Source organism: Microbacterium sp. PRC9 (genome assembly GCF_031844125.1).
Taxonomy (GTDB): domain Bacteria; phylum Actinomycetota; class Actinomycetes; order Actinomycetales; family Microbacteriaceae; genus Microbacterium.
Genome location: NZ_JAUZUR010000002.1, coordinates 155,666 through 173,603, shown reverse-complemented (window position 1 = coordinate 173,603; position 17,938 = coordinate 155,666). Strand labels below are relative to the sequence as shown.

22 protein-coding genes are annotated in these 17,938 nt (G+C 70.3%); 11 read left to right on the top strand and 11 right to left on the bottom strand.

What is annotated here, in order from left to right; all coding sequences use genetic code 11:
• Positions 1–7 precede the first annotated feature (7 nt).
• Together Q9R33_RS04360 and Q9R33_RS04355 are read right to left on the bottom strand one after the other, a co-directional pair.
• A complete protein-coding gene (locus Q9R33_RS04360; protein ID WP_311292978.1) occupies positions 8–430 on the bottom strand; it encodes a type II toxin-antitoxin system VapC family toxin in 423 nt (140 codons plus the stop codon).
• Positions 414–647, bottom strand: a complete 234-nt coding sequence (locus Q9R33_RS04355; RefSeq protein ID WP_311292977.1) for a FitA-like ribbon-helix-helix domain-containing protein — start codon at positions 645–647, stop codon at positions 414–416. Before Q9R33_RS04355 ends, Q9R33_RS04360 begins: the two co-directional genes overlap by 17 nt.
• A 182-nt stretch (positions 648–829) precedes the next feature.
• Between Q9R33_RS04355 and msrB the strand changes: the two genes are divergently transcribed.
• The 3 genes from msrB (at position 830) to Q9R33_RS04340 (ending at position 2,930) form a co-directional block, all read left to right on the top strand.
• Positions 830–1,297, top strand: a complete 468-nt coding sequence (gene msrB / locus Q9R33_RS04350; protein WP_056369251.1) for a peptide-methionine (R)-S-oxide reductase MsrB — start codon at positions 830–832, stop codon at positions 1,295–1,297.
• Positions 1,294–1,848 (top strand): peptide-methionine (S)-S-oxide reductase MsrA, encoded by a 555-nt coding sequence (gene msrA / locus Q9R33_RS04345; RefSeq protein WP_056369249.1) that lies wholly within the window; start codon positions 1,294–1,296, stop codon positions 1,846–1,848. The genes msrB and msrA overlap by 4 nt, the downstream gene beginning before the upstream one ends.
• A gap of 134 nt (positions 1,849–1,982) precedes the next feature.
• Positions 1,983–2,930 carry a hypothetical protein gene (locus tag Q9R33_RS04340; protein WP_056369248.1) on the top strand — a complete coding sequence of 316 codons (948 nt, stop codon included), beginning with the start codon at positions 1,983–1,985 and terminating at the stop codon, positions 2,928–2,930.
• A gap of 3 nt (positions 2,931–2,933) precedes the next feature.
• On the opposite strand, the gene Q9R33_RS04335 is transcribed toward Q9R33_RS04340, so the two are convergent.
• Genes Q9R33_RS04335 through Q9R33_RS04325 form a run of 3 tightly spaced genes read right to left on the bottom strand, consistent with a single transcriptional unit; the run spans position 2,934 to position 5,393 of the window.
• On the bottom strand, positions 2,934–3,557 hold the full coding sequence (locus Q9R33_RS04335; RefSeq protein WP_311293256.1) for a GyrI-like domain-containing protein: 624 nt from the start codon (positions 3,555–3,557) through the stop codon (positions 2,934–2,936).
• Complete coding sequence (gnd, locus tag Q9R33_RS04330) at positions 3,551–4,639, bottom strand: phosphogluconate dehydrogenase (NAD(+)-dependent, decarboxylating) (protein WP_310245219.1); 1,089 nt, start codon at positions 4,637–4,639, stop codon at positions 3,551–3,553. Before gnd ends, Q9R33_RS04335 begins: the two co-directional genes overlap by 7 nt.
• 58 nt (positions 4,640–4,697) lie before the next feature.
• The gene (locus Q9R33_RS04325; RefSeq protein ID WP_310245217.1) at positions 4,698–5,393 is read right to left on the bottom strand and encodes a DUF1345 domain-containing protein; all 696 of its coding nucleotides are present in this window, start codon (positions 5,391–5,393) and stop codon (positions 4,698–4,700) included.
• Positions 5,394–5,448: 55 nt separating this feature from the next.
• On the opposite strand from Q9R33_RS04325, the gene Q9R33_RS04320 reads away from it, so the two are divergent.
• Complete coding sequence (locus Q9R33_RS04320) at positions 5,449–5,994, top strand: AAA family ATPase (RefSeq protein WP_310245215.1); 546 nt, start codon at positions 5,449–5,451, stop codon at positions 5,992–5,994.
• Positions 5,995–6,046: 52 nt separating this feature from the next.
• Here the strand turns inward: Q9R33_RS04320 and Q9R33_RS04315 are convergent, their stop codons facing one another.
• The 4 genes from Q9R33_RS04315 to Q9R33_RS04300 all read right to left on the bottom strand — a co-directional run bounded on the left by Q9R33_RS04315 (position 6,047) and on the right by Q9R33_RS04300 (position 10,484).
• Positions 6,047–7,747, bottom strand: coding sequence for an AarF/ABC1/UbiB kinase family protein (locus Q9R33_RS04315; protein ID WP_056369239.1), 1,701 nt, complete (start codon positions 7,745–7,747; stop codon positions 6,047–6,049).
• Between the two features lie 121 nt (positions 7,748–7,868).
• Positions 7,869–8,426, bottom strand: coding sequence for a PadR family transcriptional regulator (locus tag Q9R33_RS04310; protein ID WP_311292975.1), 558 nt, complete (start codon positions 8,424–8,426; stop codon positions 7,869–7,871).
• A gap of 125 nt (positions 8,427–8,551) precedes the next feature.
• Entirely contained in the window at positions 8,552–9,046 is a 495-nt protein-coding gene (locus Q9R33_RS04305; protein WP_311292974.1) for a DUF427 domain-containing protein, read from the bottom strand.
• 19 nt (positions 9,047–9,065) lie between these two features.
• Positions 9,066–10,484 (bottom strand): NAD(P)/FAD-dependent oxidoreductase, encoded by a 1,419-nt coding sequence (locus tag Q9R33_RS04300; protein WP_311292973.1) that lies wholly within the window; start codon positions 10,482–10,484, stop codon positions 9,066–9,068.
• A 153-nt stretch (positions 10,485–10,637) separates the two neighbouring features.
• On the opposite strand from Q9R33_RS04300, the gene Q9R33_RS04295 reads away from it, so the two are divergent.
• From Q9R33_RS04295 to Q9R33_RS04270, 6 genes are all read left to right on the top strand, one after another.
• Positions 10,638–11,462, top strand: coding sequence for an ATP-binding cassette domain-containing protein (locus tag Q9R33_RS04295; RefSeq protein WP_310245207.1), 825 nt, complete (start codon positions 10,638–10,640; stop codon positions 11,460–11,462).
• The gene (locus tag Q9R33_RS04290; RefSeq protein ID WP_311292972.1) at positions 11,459–12,133 is read left to right on the top strand and encodes an ABC transporter permease; all 675 of its coding nucleotides are present in this window, start codon (positions 11,459–11,461) and stop codon (positions 12,131–12,133) included. The genes Q9R33_RS04295 and Q9R33_RS04290 overlap by 4 nt, the downstream gene beginning before the upstream one ends.
• Positions 12,130–12,858: an ABC transporter permease subunit gene (locus tag Q9R33_RS04285; protein ID WP_311292971.1), complete on the top strand. Its 729-nt coding sequence runs from the start codon at positions 12,130–12,132 to the stop codon at positions 12,856–12,858. Before Q9R33_RS04290 ends, Q9R33_RS04285 begins: the two co-directional genes overlap by 4 nt.
• A gap of 26 nt (positions 12,859–12,884) precedes the next feature.
• Entirely contained in the window at positions 12,885–13,796 is a 912-nt protein-coding gene (locus Q9R33_RS04280; RefSeq protein WP_056369229.1) for an ABC transporter substrate-binding protein, read from the top strand.
• Between the two features lie 148 nt (positions 13,797–13,944).
• Positions 13,945–15,318 carry a hypothetical protein gene (locus Q9R33_RS04275; RefSeq protein WP_311292970.1) on the top strand — a complete coding sequence of 458 codons (1,374 nt, stop codon included), beginning with the start codon at positions 13,945–13,947 and terminating at the stop codon, positions 15,316–15,318.
• A gap of 19 nt (positions 15,319–15,337) precedes the next feature.
• Positions 15,338–15,637: a hypothetical protein gene (locus Q9R33_RS04270; protein WP_310245199.1), complete on the top strand. Its 300-nt coding sequence runs from the start codon at positions 15,338–15,340 to the stop codon at positions 15,635–15,637.
• Positions 15,638–15,648: 11 nt separating this feature from the next.
• On the opposite strand, the gene Q9R33_RS04265 is transcribed toward Q9R33_RS04270, so the two are convergent.
• Both Q9R33_RS04265 and Q9R33_RS04260 read right to left on the bottom strand, forming a co-directional pair.
• On the bottom strand, positions 15,649–16,050 hold the full coding sequence (locus Q9R33_RS04265; RefSeq protein ID WP_235560215.1) for a DUF3054 domain-containing protein: 402 nt from the start codon (positions 16,048–16,050) through the stop codon (positions 15,649–15,651).
• Positions 16,047–16,790 carry a sulfurtransferase gene (locus tag Q9R33_RS04260; protein ID WP_056369223.1) on the bottom strand — a complete coding sequence of 248 codons (744 nt, stop codon included), beginning with the start codon at positions 16,788–16,790 and terminating at the stop codon, positions 16,047–16,049. Before Q9R33_RS04260 ends, Q9R33_RS04265 begins: the two co-directional genes overlap by 4 nt.
• A 167-nt stretch (positions 16,791–16,957) precedes the next feature.
• On the opposite strand from Q9R33_RS04260, the gene Q9R33_RS04255 reads away from it, so the two are divergent.
• Positions 16,958–17,920, top strand: coding sequence for an alpha/beta hydrolase (locus Q9R33_RS04255; RefSeq protein ID WP_310245194.1), 963 nt, complete (start codon positions 16,958–16,960; stop codon positions 17,918–17,920).
• Positions 17,921–17,938 lie beyond the last annotated feature (18 nt).

Here is a 17,938-nt window from a genome sequence, read left to right as displayed (position 1 = left end):
GCCCGGGTCAGATGCCGACGACCTCGATGGGGCAGCCCGCGACGCGGGCCGAGGCGATGCGCCGATCGCCGGTGAGAAGAGTCCCACCGAGTCGCTCGGCGAGCGCGACGTAGCCGGCGTCGGAGGTCGAAAGGTCCGCCCGCAAGGCCCACGCCCGATCAGCGAGCAGCTCCCATGGCCACAGCTCGATCGGAAGAGCGTGGGCATGCAGACGTGCTGCCGACGCCTGCGCCGCACTGAGCCGCCCTCCGCGCTCGAGGCCACGAAGCGCGCTGTCCACTTCGATCGGGAGGATGGCCGGCGCATGCAGGCTCGCACTGCCGATCCGGCCCGCGAGCGTCGCCGTGCGTGCGGCTTGTGCTGCGACGAGCGCGACCACGACGCTCGCATCTACGACCAGGATGCCGGGAGCATCAGGGCCGTTCGGCATCGACGGCGCCCACGATCTCATCCATCTTCAGCTGCGGGTACGTCTGCGCATTGAGGCGCGCACGTGCGATGGCCTCGGCAGCACTCGGCGTCGTCGCCAGGCGGCGAAGTTCGAAGCTCAAGTACTCCTGGAGCGACCTGCCGGACCGCGCAGCGCGAGCGGCGAGCTCATCGCGCACGTCGTCCGGCACATTGCGGATCGTGACGGTGACGGCCATGCATGCATAATACCTTCCACGCCTGCAGAATGCATTCATTCCTCGGTCGCCCCGGGGTCGATCGCAGCTAGGGGCGTGCAACGGAACTCACGGCGCGCTCCCAGGTTCGCGGGACCAAAACCCGTGAGGCATCCGTTCTCCTCTATGACGCCGCAGCCAGCCGCGTCGAACCTGGAGGAATCGTGAGCAACGAGTACCGCAAGACCGCCGAGGCGCTGAGCCGCCTCACCGACACCCAGTACCGCGTCACGCAGGAGGAGGGCACTGAGCCCGCCTTCCGCAACGCCTACTGGAACAACCACGAGCCCGGCATCTACGTCGACGTCGTCTCGGGCCAGCCGCTCTTCTCGTCGACCGACAAGTACGACAGCGGAACCGGATGGCCGAGCTTCACCAAGCCGATCGAGCCCGACGCCGTCTCGACCAAGAAGGACTGGAAGCTGCTCCTGCCGCGCACCGAGGTGCGCTCGTCGGGCGCCGACAGCCATCTGGGGCACGTCTTCCCGGACGGCCCACGCCAGGCGGGAGGCCTGAGATACTGCATGAATTCGGCCGCACTGCGCTTCGTGCCCGCCTCGTCGCTCGAGGACGAGGGCTACGGCGCCTACCGACACCTCTTCACCACCGAGAACCAGGAGCACGCATCATGACCAGCGGTCCCTTCGACACCGGCGAGATCACCCGCACCCCCGGCACCGAGACGGCGGTCCTCGCCGGCGGCTGTTTCTGGGGCATGGAGGACCTCATCCGCCGCCAGCCCGGCGTGCTCGACACCCGTGTCGGCTACACCGGAGGCGAGAACGCGCACGCGACCTACCGCAAGCACCCCGGTCACGCGGAGGCGGTCGAGATCGTCTTCGACCCCACGAAGACCTCGTACCGCGACATCCTTGCGTTCTTCTTCCAGATCCACGACCCGTCTACCCTGAACCGTCAGGGCAACGACATCGGCTCGAGCTACCGCTCCGCGATCTTCCCGCTCTCCCCCGAGCAGGCCGAGGTCGCGCGCGACACCATCGCAGACGTCGACGCGTCGGGTCTCTGGCCCGGCAAGGCCGTCACCACGATCGAGCCCGAGGGCCCGTTCTGGGAGGCCGAGCCCGAGCACCAGGACTACCTGATCCGCATCCCCAACGGCTATACGTGCCATTTCCCGCGGGCCGGCTGGGTGCTTCCCAAGCGCGCCGGCGCCACGGCGTAAGCAAGACGAGAAACGGATGCCGCGACCGGCCGGGTCGCGGCATCCGTTCGTCCGTCGGGGTATCACGAGGCGCGTGAGCGCTCTCCTCACAGCATGCGGCGCAACCCGCGCCGCGAGGCCAAGGGAGAGCGATCGTGGCTGATGCGACGCTGCCGGCGCCACCCACCGTCGGCATCAAGATCCCCGAGGGCAGGTCGTGGATCGCCCTCGAGATCGGACGGATGCGGGAGGCTGCGCGTTCACGCGCGGCCGCACGCAAGAGAGCGACTTCGCGGAAGAAGCCGATCGGCCTCCTCCACGTCGACGACGCGCAGTTCCAGAAGGCGGCCCTGATCGTCGCCGTGAGCGCCCCGCAGCAGTTCGGCAGGCTGGACGAGATCATCCTGCGCGGCCGTTTCGTCCTGCGCGGTGAAGACGTCGCCACGCTCGACGAACTCGTGCACGAAGCGGTGAGAATCGCCGCGATCGGCCTCGACGGACCGGGCCCACACACCTCGGAGCTCACCGCGCTGAACGGCCGCATCATCTACGCGGCAGACTTCCTCCAGCGCAGAGAGGGCGAGATCGCCCGCCGACGGTACGCGCGAGGCCTGCTCGGCGGCGTCACGATGACGTTCTTCCTCCTCCTGCTCATCGGCGCGGGCGGCGTGGCGGTCATCACGCTGTGGCGCCATGGGCCGATGCCGGCGGACCAGAGCGAGGCTCTGCGCGATGTGCTGGTCGCCGTCGGAGCAGGCGCGGCGGGCGCCTGCGTGAGCGTCATGCTGCGCATGCACCGGATGCACAATCTGACGATCGAGTCGGCCGCCCGGGGTGCGGCGATCTACCGCATCTTCCTCGGCTGGTTCTTCGCCGCGGCCGTGGTGTTCTTCTTGAAGAGCGGCCTGCTCGCGGGCATCTTCACCGTCCCCGACGATCACATCGCGAGCTGGTTCTTCTGGGGCGCCGTCGGATTCCTGGCAGGGTTCAACGAACGATGGGCGACGAACCTCATCTCGCGCGGTCCGGGCAGCACGGCGGAGGGCGCCCACGGCCACTCGGCGCAGGACGCGCCCGACGCCGCGAAGCCGCCGACCGCCTGAACGTCAGCGCGAGGGGTCGACGGGCTGACGCAGGATCGTGCGGAGCTTCTCGGAGGCCGTGCGGCGGGGGTCGGCGAGGTAGATCTCGTGGTGCAGCCCACGCATGCGCAGCCCTGCGTCGGGGATGAAGCGCTCGTGCATCTCGGCGAGCACCGGCGCTTCGTTGTCGTACGACCCGACATGGAGCGTCTGCACGCACCGGCCCTCGGCGAGCTCCGCCAGGCGCAGCCGCTCCAGGGCGGGTGACGTGCCCTTGGCGACGGCCGCGTCCCGCGCGCGTTGGAAATGGCCGCCGTCGAGCCACTCCGGGACGAGGCTCATCATCGTCCAGCTCCACCGGGACTTGTCGCGCTCCGACGTGAACGCCGCCATGTCGTCAGACCACCACAAGCCCTCGAGCGGCATCACGACGTAGTCGCGGCCGAGTTCGGCCTTGCTCAGGAACTTCAGCTTGTAGGCGACCCCGAACACCGCCGCCACCGCCTCGCCGTACTCGTCCGAGGTGTTGGGGTCACCGTGGCCGTCGACCATGAGGTACTGCATCGGTGGAACGTCGACGATCTCGAACGACCCACGGGGGGCGGTGTACGCCGCGATCGACTTCTTGAGGTCGGCCTTCGTCACGATGCGCCGTCGGTCCCGGGCTGACCGCCGCTCGACGACTCCGACTTGCGCGAGCCCGCCTCGAGCACGTCGCCGGCGGGCAGCTCCTGGTGGCCGCCGAACTGCAGCCGCATGGCCGAGAGCACCTGGTTGGCGAAATGGTCCTCGCCGCGCGAGGCGAATCTTTCGAACAGGGATGCTGCGAGCACCGGCGCCGGCACCCCCGTGTCGACGGCTGCCTTGACCGTCCAGCGGCCCTCGCCGGAGTCCGAGACGCGCCCCGCGAGGCCGTCGAGGGTGGGGTTGCCCTGGAGCGCCGCCGCGGTCAGGTCGAGGAGCCACGACGAGATCACCGAACCCCGGCGCCACAGCTCCGCGACCTTCGGGGTGTCGATCGTGAACTGGTAGAACTCGGGCTCCTCGAGCGGTGCGACCTCGGCGGAGTGCTCGGCTTCCTGAACACCGGCATCCGCGTGCTCGAGGATGTTGAGACCTTCGGCGAGCGCCGCCATCACCCCGTACTCGATGCCGTTGTGCACCATCTTGACGAAGTGGCCGGCGCCGGACGGCCCGCAGTGGAGGTACCCCAGCTCCTCGGGGGCGAAGTCTCCGGCGCGGCCGGGCGTGCGCTCGACGTCGCCGTTCCCCGGTGCGATCGTTCGCAGGATGGGTTCGATGCGGGCGAAAGCCTCGTCGGGCCCGCCGACCATGAGGCAGTACCCGCGTTCGAGGCCGAACACGCCGCCACTCGTGCCGACGTCGACGTAGTGGATGCCGCTCTCGCGCAGCGCGGCCGCTCGGCGCACGTCGTCGCGGTAGTTCGAGTTGCCGCCGTCGATGACGATGTCTCCAGGATCGAGCAGCGCGGCGACCTCGTCCACGACTTTGCCCGTGAGCCCTGCGGGGATCATGAGCCAGACGGCGCGCGGTGCCTCCAGCTTCGACACGAGGTCAGCGAGGCTCTCGGATCCGACCGCGCCCTCACCCGCGAGAGCGGACACCGCATCCGGGCTGACGTCGTATACGACGCATTCGTGACCGTCCCGCATCAGACGCCGGACGATGTTGCCGCCCATCCGGCCGAGGCCCACCATTCCCAGCTGCATCGCCGCTCCTCTGCTCACCTGTCGAGGGCGCCGTGCGCGGGCGCCCGTGCTCGAAAGTCTAGGGAGCCGTCAGGTCGGCGTTGATGATGGTGCTGAACGCGAGGACGATGATGAGCGCATTGAGGAAGAAGCTGGTCGTGGTGTGCCACACCACGGTCCACCTCATCCGCGTCGTCACCACCTGCACGTCCGACACCGAGAACGTGGTCGCGTTCGTGAACGAGAAGTACACGAAGTCGGCCAGGCGCGGGTTCGGGGTGCCGGGGAAGATCAGCGGCGGACTGGCGGCGAGGCGGTAGCGGCGGTCGTAGATGCGCGCGAAGCCCCAGTGGTACAGCCCCCACGACAGCAGCATCGCCAGGACGCCGACCGGCTCCACCCAGCCGGCCCAGTCCGGGTCGCCCCGCAGCACGACGATCTCGATGGCCGCCACGATTCCGACGATGCTCGCGAGGAAGGTCGCAGACACGGTGATCGCCGCGACGACCGGATGGGCGTCGAACTGTCCGATCCACCGCGGGGCGGCGATCCGCGATCGCTTCGCACTCACGCCGACGGCGATCACGGATGCCAGCCAGTAGAGCCCGCCGAGCGCGCACCATGCGGCGAGCGCGTCAAGGGTGGGCTCGATGTCATCCACGAGGAGGATCTGGAGCCCGAGCCAGATCAGGGCGAGCTGCACCAGCAGATCTGCGACCCGCACGACCACCGCCCAGACCACACGCACCCCCGAGGACGAGTTCCTGCGTGCCACCGTAGCGGGTGGGGAGCCTGCCCAGCCGGACGCGCGCCACCCGTATGCTCCGATCATGCGGATCGTGGTCTCGGGCACCCATGCCAGCGGGAAGAGCACCCTCATCGGCGACTTCTCGGCGACGCACCCCGGGTACGAGGTCCTGTCGGACCCCTACGAACTCCTGGATGAGGCAGGCGACGAGCCCGCTGCGGGAATGTTCCTCGCCCAGCTCGGCATCTCGGCCCGGCGCCTCACCGAGTTCGAGAACGGCGCGAAGGTCATCGCCGAGCGGGGCCCGCTCGACTTCCTCGCCTACCTCACCGCCCTCGACGAGCTCGGCCGCCCGTCGCGCCCCGGCGGTCACCCGGCCCGAGCCGTCGACCTCACCGTGGCCGCGATGGCGCACGTGGACCTGCTCGTGCTCCTGCCGCTCGGCGGAGACATCCGGGTGCCCGAGGACGAGGACCCGGAGCTGCGCGAGGCCATGGATGACGCGCTGCTCGAGCTCTCCGACGACCCCGACCTGCTCGGTGGCACTCGCGTGATCGAGGTCACCGGCGACCCGAACTCTCGGCTGGCGCAGGTCGAGGCGGCGATCGCAGACCTCGACGGCCGCTGACGCGCCGGGGCGCAGCATCCGTCGCCCGACTTCTCGACCTGCCGATGCGCGCTCAGCCCTGCGGGCCGCGCCTGCCGGAGAAGCCTGCGAACAGTGCGTACAGCAGCGGCACGAGCGAGCCGATCATGAGCACGGTGCCGATCGTGAGGTCCTCCGCGCGCAGCACCGCCCCGCTGATCAGCAGCCCGGCGAACAGCACGGCCGCCACGACGCGCCGGATCAGGCGCTCGAGACGGCGCAGCCACCGGTCGAGCTTGGGGACGTCGGCGACCAGGCGCCCATCCTCGATGCGCGTGACCATGTCGTCCAGGCGACGTGGCAGGCGGGCCATGACGCCGGCGGTCGATACTGCCTCCTGCGCGATCGCCTTCGCGGCGTTGCCGCGCTCGTCGCGCAGCAGGCGCGCGGCATACGGCTCGACGGCGTCCCATACGTTGAAGGCGGGGTCGAGCGAGCTGCACATGCCGCTGGTGAGCGAGACCGCGCGGATGATGAGCAGGAAGTTCTCGGGCAGCTGGAACGGCAGTGACCGCATGACGTCGCCGAACTCCTTCGCGAACTGGCGGAACTCGCGCGGGTCGACCTCCTGCAGCTCCGCGAACCCCATGCCCCCGAAGCGCCCGAACAGCGCCGTCATGGCGCGCTCGAGCTCGACCGTGTCCGCCGACGGGAGGAGCACGCCGACGGCACGGATGCTGTCGATCATCTGCGCGCTGTTGCGCGAGGCGACCGCGATCATGAGCCGCTGCAGGTTGTGGCGCAGCTTGTCGGGGACCTCGCCCATCATGCCGAAGTCGATGAAAGTGAGGGTCCACGAGTGCCGGGTGTCGCCGGCGGCCCTCGTGACCGGCGTCACGAAGATGTTCCCGGGGTGGGGATCGGCGTGGAAGAAGCCGCGCAGGAAGAGCTGGTCGAACATCACGTTCGCGAACTCGACGGCGACCTCCGCCGGATCGATGCCCGCGGCCCGCAGTCCGTCGACGTCGTTGATCTTGATCGCGGTGACGTCGGCGAGCGTCAGCACGCGGCGCGTCGTGCGCTCCCACGCGATCTCGGGGACCGTGACGCGCGGGTCGCCCGCGAAGTCCGTCGCGAAGCGCTCCGCGTTCTGCGCCTCGTGAAGGTAGTCGATCTCCTGACGGCTGGTGTGCGCGAACTCCTCCACCAGCGCGGGCAGGTCGACGTGATCGCGCACGATCCGCACGCGGGTGAGCCAGCCGGCCACGCGGCGCAGCGCCGCCAGGTCGACGTCGACGATCTCCTCGATCCCGGGCCGCTGCACCTTGACGACGACGCCGGCGAACCCGGTCTCGGCCGCGTCGGCCGGCGTCAGTCGCGCACGATGCACCTGGCCGAGGGATGCTGCGGCCACGGGTGTCTCGTCGACCCATTCGAATGCCCGGCCGAGCGGGATGCCCAGCTCCGCCTCCGCGAGGGCGCGGATCGCCGGGAAGGCCACCGGCGGGACCTCGTCCTGCAGCCCCTCCAGCTCCTTCGTGATCTCGGGCGGCAGGACGTCGAGCCGCGACGAGAGGAACTGGCCCACCTTGATCATGAGCCCGCCGTATTGGACGGCCAGCACGTGGAACCGGCGGGCGATGTTCTGGAGGCGCTGCGTGCGGCCGCGCGCGGCGAGCGCGCCGAAGCCGAACCGGGGCAGGACGAGCTCGTACCACCACGCCTGCGCGATGTACCGGCCGGCGAAGCGCAGGATCCGGCGGTAGCGGGCGCGCGGGTTCCCGACGTCGGCCATCGAAGCTCCTCGGACGGTGGTGTTCAGCGGTTAGGGGTGCCTGCGATCCCGGTCGCCCGGGATCGCGTGCCCCGCCGAACCCGCGGACCCGGGTCGACGCCGTCTTCCCGCACGCCGGCCGTCAGTCCTGAGCCAGGATCGAGTAGAGCTTACGCCGCGCGTCGTCGAGCACTTCGACGGCCTTGGCCACCTGCTCGGACGTGCCGCTGCGACCGACCGTCGCCGCCGCCTGCGCGAGCTTCGCGCCGGCCTTCGGAAGCGCGGTGCGTCCGGAGTCGCGCGCCCCCGCCGCCTCCCACGGGGCCGACTGCCCCTCGGCGGCCGACGCCTCCGCACGACCCGCCTCGGTGAGCGAGTAGGTCTTCTTGCCGTTCGATTCCTCGGCGGCGACGAGTCCTTCGTCGGCGAGCATCTGCAGCGTCGGGTACACCGAGCCGGGGCTCGGCTTCCACGCGCCGTCGCTGCGCTCCTCGATCTCCTGGATGATCTGGTACCCGTGCATGGGCTTCTCGGCGAGGATCGCGAGCACCGCTGCGCGCACGTCTCCCTTCGTGGCCCGCGGCGAGAAGCTCTTCTCGAATGTGTCTTTCAACTGGTCCATCGCATCCCAGAAGCTGCTCGGAAGCCCCGAGCCCTGCCCTGATGGACGCGAACCGAATCCCTGGAACGAACCGCTCATGACGACCTCCTGAACGAGCGTGTGCCGACACCCTGACGATACCTAGCGATATATCGGTGAACAAGAGTCCGGCCTGAGCGTTCGCTGTGCAGTTCTCAGGACGGATGTCGCCGCATCCGGGTGTCTCACCAGCCCAGCGAGCCCGGCTCACCCTTGAAGGGACCGACGACGTCGGGAGTGATCCAGCCGCCGTAGAAGCGCCCGGGCTGGGGCACGACCTCCATGCCGTCGAGCGTGCAGCCGTCCATCTCACGCGGGTACACCGCGACCCGACCCGCGAGCTGCTCGAACCCCGCGGAGGGGCGCGGGTACGTCCACGCCGCGCGCGGGCGCACCTGGTCGCCTCCGTGCACATCGAAGTAGGCGGCACCACCTTTGAACTCGCAGTACGACGACCCCTCGCCGGGCATGAGCGCCCCCGGGGCGAACGCCTGGATCGGCAGGTAGTAGACCGGTGGATGGCTCGTCTCGAGGACACGGATGACGTCGTCGGTGTCGACGATGACCTCGCCGCCCAGCCGGATCTGCACGCGGCGCCCGACCCGCTCCAGACGCGGCGGGCGCGGGTAGTCCCAGACCGATTCCTGGCCGGGACCGGCGGGCAGTGGTTCGGGTCGCATGGCAGTCCTCCTCACGGGATCAGCGGCCGTACTCTTCGAGCCAGCGCAGCCACACCTCGCTGATCGTCGGATACGACGGCACGGCGTGCCACAAGCGCTCGATCGGCACCTCGCCGACGATCGCGATCGTGGCCGCATGCAGCATCTCGCCGACGTCCTGCCCGACGAACGTGGCGCCGACGAGCACACGGCGCTCCTCGTCGACGATCGCCCGTGCTCGCCCCTGGTAGTCGTCGGCGACCTCGCTCGCACCTGCGATCCAGTACAGGTCGTAATCGATGACACGGATGCGGAGGCCTGCCTCGCGCGCCGACTTCTCGGTGTGCCCCACCGCGGCGACCTCGGGGTCGGTGAAGATCACCTGTGGGACCGCCGTGTGATCGGCCGTGGCGACGTGCCTGCCCCACGGGGCGTCGTCGACGTCGGCGGCCTTCGCGCGCGCGGCGATGACATCGCCCGCAGCGCGGCCCTGGTACTTGCCCTGATGCGTCAGCAGCGCCCGGTGGTTGACGTCGCCGACGGCGTAGAGCCAGTCCACGCCGCGCACGCGCAGCGTGTCGTCGACGTCGAGCCAGGAACCGGGCTCGAGCCCGACCGCCTCGAGCCCGAGATCCTCGGTCCGCGGCACCCGGCCCGTGGCGACCAGCACTTCGGCCGCCCGCACTTCGGATCCGTCCGACAGCGCCAGCACCACATCGCCGGCGTCGTCACGCGAGACCTGCTCGACCTCGACGCCCGTCTTGACGGTGGTCCCGGCCTCCGTCAGTGCCTTCTCGACGGCCTCGCCCGCGAAGGCCTCGACGCCTCGCAGCAGGCCGGAACGGGCGATCACGGTCACGTTGGAGCCGAACGACGCGTACAGGGTCGCCATCTCGGTTCCGACGGTGCCGCCGCCGAGCACCGCCAACGAGGCCGGGACGTCGTGGACGCCAGTGGCTTCGCGGCTGGTCCACGGTGCGACCCCGCGCAGCCCCGGGATGTCGGGCAGGAGCGCCGCCGAACCGGTCGACACCACGACCGCGTGGCGGGCGACGAGCTCGGTCTCACCACCGTCGGCACCGGTGACGGTGACCTCGCGCTCGCCGGTCAGGCGCCCGTGCCCGCGGACGAGATCGATGCCGGCCCCCTGGAGCCACTCGACCTGCGATGTGTCGTCCCAGTTGTGCACCAACTCGTCGCGGCGCACCAGGGTCCTGGCCACGTCGACGTCTCCGGTCACCGCCTCGGCGGCGCCCTTCACGCGCTGCGCGGCACGCACCGCGGCGCCCGCGCGCAGCATCGCCTTCGAAGGGATGCAGGCCCAGTACGAACACTCGCCGCCGACGAGCTCGCTCTCGACCACGACGACCGACAGGCCGCCCTGGGTCGCCCTGTCGGCGACGTTCTCGCCGACAGGACCGCCGCCGATGACGATGAGGTCGTACTCCCGAGCAGTCATGCGCCCCACGGTAGCGGCCGCCGGTGACAGCGGCGAAGCCATTGCCTGCGGCGCCTGCAGACGGAAGGATGGCGCAGGTTACGGCGTCTGTCCAGTCCGAGCCGCCATGTCCGCGGCCTGTGGTTATCTGGGAACCCCGGCCGAAAGGGCAGCATGGCGATCGAATTCCGTGGGGTCTCGAAGCGATACCCCGATGGCACGGCCGCCGTCGAGGACTTCAGTGTGCTCATCCCCGCACACAAGACCACGGTGCTCGTCGGTTCGTCCGGCAGCGGCAAGACCACGTTGCTGCGCATGATCAACCGGCTCGTCGACCCCACCGGCGGCGTCATCACGATCGACGACGAGCCGATCTCGGAGCGCGACCCCGTCGCGCTGCGCCGGGGCATCGGCTACGTGTTGCAGAACGCCGGCCTCCTCCCCCACTTCTCGGTGGTCGACAACATCGCGACGGTGCCGGTGCTGAACGGCGTCCCGAAGGCGAAGGCGCGCGAGCGGGGCCTGGAGCTCATGGATGTCGTCGGCCTCGAGCGCGGTCTGGCCAAGCGGTATCCGAGCCAGCTCTCGGGCGGTCAACAGCAGCGCGTCGGCGTCGCGCGCGCCCTCGCCGTCGACCCGAACATCCTGCTGATGGACGAGCCGTTCGGCGCCGTCGACCCCATCGTCCGCCGCGAACTGCAGACAGAGACGCTCCGCCTGCAGAAGGAGCTGGACAAGACGATCGTCTTCGTCACCCACGACATCGACGAGGCGTTCCTGCTCGGCGATCAGGTGGTGATCCTCGAAAAGGGCGCGCGCATCGCACAGATCGGCAGCCCCAGCGAGATCATCGAGAACCCGGCGAGCGACTTCGTCGCCGACTTCATCGGCGTCGAGCGCGGCACGCGGGCGCTGCGCGCCAAGCGCACCGCACGCGGCACGGTGCTCGTCGACGACGCCGGCCGCACACAGGGCGTGCTCGTGGAGGACGAGCCGTGAGCTGGGTCGCCGACAACGTCGACCTGATCTGGGCGCTGACGCTCGATCATCTGCGGCAGAGCGCCATCGCGATCATCGCGGGCTTCGTGCTGTCGGTGCCTCTGGGGTGGCTGGCCTTCCGGTACACGAGGCTGCGGGGCACCGTGCTCACCGTCGTCGGCCTGCTGTACACGATCCCGTCGTTCGCGCTCTTCGCGCTGCTCACCACACTGTTCGGCATCCCCTACCAATCCGAGCTGAACCTCGTGGTGGGGCTCACGATCTACGCCGTCGCGATCTTGACCCGATCCGTCACGGACGGGCTCGCCTCGGTCGACACCGGCACGAGGTCCGCCGCGGTCGCGGTCGGTTTCGGCGCCTGGCGACGTTTCTGGACGGTGGACTTCCCCCTCGCCAGCCCTGTGGTGCTCGCAGGGTTGCGCGTGACGGCGATGTCCACGATCTCGCTGGCGACCGTCGGAGCGCTCATCGGCGTTCAGAACCTGGGCTACCTGTTCACGAACGGGTCGCAGCGACGCATCATCGCCGAGGTGTTCGCCGGGGTCGTCGCGGTCGTCGTGATCGCGGTCGTCATCGACCTCCTGCTCATGCTGGCGGGGCGCGCCCTCATGCCGTGGACCCGGCGCATCGCCGCGCCGCGCCGCGCCCGGCCCCGGGCGGTGACCGCATGAACCTGCTCGCCGAGGCGTTCGCCTGGATCTTCTCCCCCGCGCGGCTGGCGGGCTCCCTGCCAGTGCCGACCGCGATCGCCCAGCACCTCGCGTACACGTTCGGCTCGGTGGCGATCGCGGCCGTGATCGCCGTCCCCGTCGGCTGGATGATCGGTCATACGGGCAAGGGTCGCGAGGTAGCGGTGTTCCTGTCGGGGGCCGCCCGCGCGCTGCCCGCGCTCGGGCTCGTCGTGCTTCTCTACCTGCTGTTCGGGGTCTCGCTCAAGACCGAGGCCGCCGTCGCCGCTTTCGTGGTGCTCGCCATCCCGTCGATCCTCGCCGGAGCGTATGCCGGCATCGAGGCGATCGACCGATCGGTGATCGACGCCGGGCGCGCGATGGGAATGACCCAGCGGCAGATCCTGTTCCGGATCGAAGTGCCGCTCGGACTCTCTCTTCTCATCGGTGGTTTCCGCTCCGCAACGCTGCAGGTGGTCGCCACGGTGACCATCGGGGCGTACATCGGGGTGGGCGGCCTCGGGTTCTACATCCTCCAGGGCATCGCGCTGCGCGACTTCGCCGAGATCCTCGGGGCCTCGATCATCGTCGTCGTCCTCGCCCTCGTTCTCGACGGGCTCTTCGCCCTGCTCGCCCGCTTCGCCGTCCCTCACACCGACGGCCCTCGCCGTCGGCCGTCACGAGCCGCCCGCACCGACACGGTCCGCTCGCTGCAGGTCTCCCACTGATCCCCCACCACACCGGAGGTACGACAATGTCCACAGCACGAACCCGCCTCGCGGTCGCCCTGGCCGGAACCGCGATCGCGGCGCTCGCCCTCGCGGGCTGCGCCTCGAGCGACCCCCTCGGCGACGACAGCGACAGCGGCGACACCGCTGACTCGTCGACCATCGTCATCGGCTCGCAGGCGTACTACTCGAACGAGATCATCGCCGAGATCTACGCGCAGGCGCTCGAGGGCGCCGGCTTCACCGTCGAGCGAAACTTCAACACCGGACAGCGCGACGTATACATCCCCTCGCTCGAGGACGGCTCGATCGACCTGTTCCCCGAGTACACCGGCAACCTGCTGCAGTACTTCGAGCCCGACACGACCGCGACTACTCCCGATGACGTCTACGCAGCCCTCGAGGGCGCCCTGCCGGACGGGCTGACGGTCCTCGACCAGTCGCCTGCCACCGATCAGGACTCGTACAACGTCACGGCCGCCTTCGCCGAGGAGAACGGAATCACCTCGATCGCCGACCTCGCCGGCATCGACGGCCTGGTGCTCGGCGGTGCGCCCGAGCTCGAGGAGCGTCCCTACGGCCCCAAGGGTCTCAAGGATCTGTACGACGTGGACGTCACCTTCAGCGCCACCGCCGACACCACCGTCGACGAGCTGGTCGCCGGCAACATTCAAGTCGCGAACGTCTACAGCGCCGACCCCCGCATCAAGACCGACGAGCTGGTGACGCTCGAAGACCCGAAGGGCCTCTTCCTGGCGTCCAACGTCGTGCCCGTCGTGAACGCCGATATCGCCGACGAGATCGCCGACGTGATCAACGCGGTGAGCGCCGCGCTGACGCCCGAGGGCCTCGTCGCGTTGAATGTCGAATCGACGGTCGACCAGCGCTCGTCCGAAGACATCGCCAAGGATTGGCTCGCCGACAACGGCCTGAGCTGACACCGCGAAGCCACCGACAGCGCCTCCGGCGTCGCCCGTCCAGGGCTGCGCAGGGGGCGCTGTCGTCGTGCCGGCGCGCTCAGGCGCCCGACCACGGGCACGGACCTTCGCTAGGTTGGGCACCCAGGAGACCGCGAACAGGAGCTTCATGCCCGATCCCCTGCCTCCGGGCGACGCCGACACGGCGACTCCGGGCGCGCCCGCCGACGCGTCGACTCCGGACGGCGCACCCACCCCGCGGCGCTATCGCACACCCGACCTCGACGCCCCGCAGTACGCGGTCCCGGCGTACGCGGCGCCGGAACCCGGCGACGCCGCACCCCCGCCCACGGCGTCGGGCACCCCGGGCCGCTACGCGGCGCCGCACGGCTACGCGCTCGCCGGCACGGACCCGCGCGGAGCCGAGCACCTGCTCCCGCCCTATGCACGGGTCGGCGCGGCCCAGGCATCCGGGCACCCCCTCGGGCCCGGCTACCCCACGACCTCGGCGTACCCTGCCGCGCCAGGCTCTCCGACGGCACCCGGTGGAGCCGGGTACCCCGTGCCCGGAGCCCGTGACAGCCGACCCAAGGCGCTCGCCATCGTCGCGCTGGTCCTCGCGGGCGCCGGTGTGCTCCTGCTCTTCGCCGGTGCAGGGCTCGGGTCGAGCTCCGGCTTGCTCGCTCCCCTGCTGCTCCTCGCGGCGTTCGTACTGTCGCTGGTCGCTCTCCTCAGCCGGCACCAGGGAGGCAAAGGCTTCGGCGTCGGCGCGCTGGTGACCTCGGTCCTCGGCGGCCTGGTGTCCATCGTGATCGCGGTCGCGTGGCTCGGACCGTTCGGCACCTCCTCCGGCGATGACGTCGTTTCGAACCCAGGCGACGGCTACTACGACGATTACGCCATCCCCGGCGTCGCCGCGCCGGGCACGGACGGCCAGCCCGACCCCGGCGCGCAGTTCCCGGCGCCCCAGCGGCCGACGGTGACGGAGACCGCGTTCGGGCACGACTTCGGCGACATCTGGTGGTACGTCGTCGTGGTCGACAACCCGAATGCCGACTATGTGTTCGACGCCTTCCTCGACGCACAGGCGTACGCCGAGGACGGCGCCGTCATCGGCTCCTCGACCGCCGTCGCAACCCTCCTGTCGGGTCAGACCGCGGTCGTCGGCTACTTCACCATCGAGGGCGAAGCGCTGATCGACGCCATCGAGGTGACCGTGCCCGAGGCCCCGGAAGCGACGCTCTCGCCGGGGGACGAGACGGGCTCGTTCAGCGTCGACGGGCTCACCGGCGCGCCCGATCCCGGCGGCACATCGACACGAACACCGCCGGGCGCCGCGACCGGCACCGTGAGCGGGCGGTTCGCAGACGACCAGCGCTACGTCGCCGTCACCGTGGTCGCGCGGGCGACCGACGGCCGCATCGTGCGCGCTGCCACCGCGTATGTCGACGAGGTGCCCGGCGACGGCACCCCGGTGCCGTTCGAGGCGTGGTTCGCCGAGTTACCTCCCGACGTGACCCTCCAGGCCTCCGCTCACCGCTGACGCGACGTACGCTGTCGTCATGACCGTGGGCGACGCGATGGTGTGGGGATTCGTCTCCGCGGTCGTCGCGCTGCCGGTGTACTTCCTGTGGTTCGCGTTCGACACGCACCGCCGTCGCCGGCGCGGTGAGACACCGTCGCACTCGTCGGGCGGACTGCTCGGGGTCGAAGAGTTCTTCTACCCGACGGCGGAGAACGCCCGCGCGGTGTGGGAGGCGGAGCAGATCACGCCGGCACCCGCCCCTCTCCCCGGCGACGGCCCCGGCGTGATCGAGGGCAACCGGATCGTGATCGAGACCGGCCTCCGCAAGACCGCCTGAGACCGCTCCGATCAGCGCCGGCGCACGCGACGCACGATCGCGACGATGACCCGCCAGCCCACGAGCGCAACCAGCAGCGTGAGCGCCGCCACGATGATGAACGCGAGCGCTGTGCCCTGACCCGACACCCAGCGCAGCAGCATCCCACCGGCGACGGTGATCCCCCAGACGCCCAAGCCGGTGCGCACCGGCGCCGCCGGTGCACGCCACGCTCGCGTGACGAGCCAGCCGACGCCCAGGCCGGCGAGGAACGGCCAGGCGGTCTGCCCGAGGCCGGTCCAGACGTCGGAGTCATGGCTCGCGCGACCGATGGCGGCGAACGCGATCACCAGCACGACGTCGACCCCGAGCGCGACCAGGACCGCGGCGCGACTGACGGGACGAGCAGCGGCCACCGGTTCCTGCGCGGTCACGCGACGGCTCCCCTTCGCGGCGCCAGCCCCGGCGTCAGGGCCTCCCGCTCGTCGAAGACGAAGCAGTCGCCGCTCCAGTGGTCGCCGCCCACGTGCTCGAAGTAGCCGAGGATGCCACCGTCCAGCTGGTAGGCCTCGACGCCCGCCTCGCGCAGGTAGATCGCGGCCTTCTCACATCGGATGCCACCGGTGCAGTAGCTCACGACGGTCTTGCCTGCGAGGTCGGGCGCTGCGGCGGCCGCGGCATCCGGGAACTGCGTGAACCTCTCGATGCGCCAGTCGAGAGCGCCGTCGAAGGCGCCGTAGTCGACCTCGAAGGCGTTGCGGGTGTCGAGCAGCACGACCTCGCGGCCGTCATCGTCGTGACCGCTGTCGAGCCAACGGCGCAGCGTGGCGGGAGCGACGGCGGGCGCGCGATCGCCCTCGGGGCGAATGGTGGGGTGGTCCATGCGGATGATCTCGCGCTTGACCTTGACGAGCATCTTGCCGAACGGCTGCGCGTCCGACCAGCTGTCCTTCGTCGTGAGCGCGGCGAAGCGCGGATCCGCCCGCAGCTCAGCGACGAAGCCGCGCACCCCCTGGGCGTCGCCCGCGAGGAAGAGGTTGATCCCCTCCTCGGCGAGCAGGATCGTGCCCTTCAATCCGGCAGCGACCGCGCGCTCTCGCAGCAGCGGGCGCAGCTCGCCGGTGTCGTCGATGCGCGTGAAGAGGTACGCCGAGATGTTGAGAACGGATGCCACCCCTCCAGCCTAAGGAGCCCCCGCGGCGTCCTGCGCAGGAGCGGCCGCGCACCTGGCGGGTTCAGCGCCCTGAAACCGCCGCACACGGCGGTCGCGGCATCCGTCACCATGAAGTGAGGATCGACGTACGCCGCAGCGCCGCGGCGGACCAGAACGACGGAGACCCCATGCCCGAACTGACCGCACCACCCTTCGATCCCGAGCTCCACGCCGCGCTCGACCTCATCGCCGAGGTCATCAAGCCCACACTGACGCCCGACATGATCCCGCTGATGCGCGAGATGCCCGCCGACCCGACGCTCGATGAGCAGGTCGCTGCCGTCGGCGCCGTCCACGAGGAGCGCACGATCGCCGGCCACGACGGCGGCGAGATCGTGCTGTCGATCTACCGTCGCCCCGGCCAGACCACGACGGGGCCGGGGATCTACCACATCCACGGCGGCGGCATGGTGATCGGCAACCGCTTCATGGGCGTGCAGGCCTTCCTGCCCTATATCGCCAGCCACGACGCCGTCGTGGTGAGCGTCGAGTACCGCCTCGCGCCGGAATTCCCCGACCCGGTGCCGGTGGAGGACTGCTACGCGGGCCTCGTGTGGACGGCGGAGCACGCCGACGAGCTCGGCATCGACCCGACTCGGCTGATCGTCGGCGGGGCGAGCGCGGGGGGCGGCCTGTCGGCCGGAGTGACGCTGCTGGCCCGCGACCGCCAGGGCCCGCCGCTGCGCGCCTCGCTGCTCATCTACCCCATGCTCGACGATCGCAACGAGTCGGTGTCGGCCCTGCAGATCCAGGGAATCGGCGTGTGGGACCGCACGAGCAATTTCACCGGATGGAACGCGCTGCTCGGCGACCGCCGCGGCACCGACGACGTGTCGATCTACGCCGCTCCCGGCCGCGCCGAAGACCTCTCGGATCTGCCACCCACCTTCATCGACGTCGGCAGCGCCGAGGTGTTCCGGGACGAGGACGTCGCGTACGCGTCGCGCATCTGGGCGGCCGGCGGGATCGCCGAGCTGCACGTGTGGCCGGGCGGCTTCCACGGGTTCGATGGGTTCGCCCCGCAGGCCCAGATCTCGATGGCGATGATCGAGACGCGCAACCGCTGGCTCACCCGCATGCTCGACGCCTGAGCCACGCTGCTGAACCCC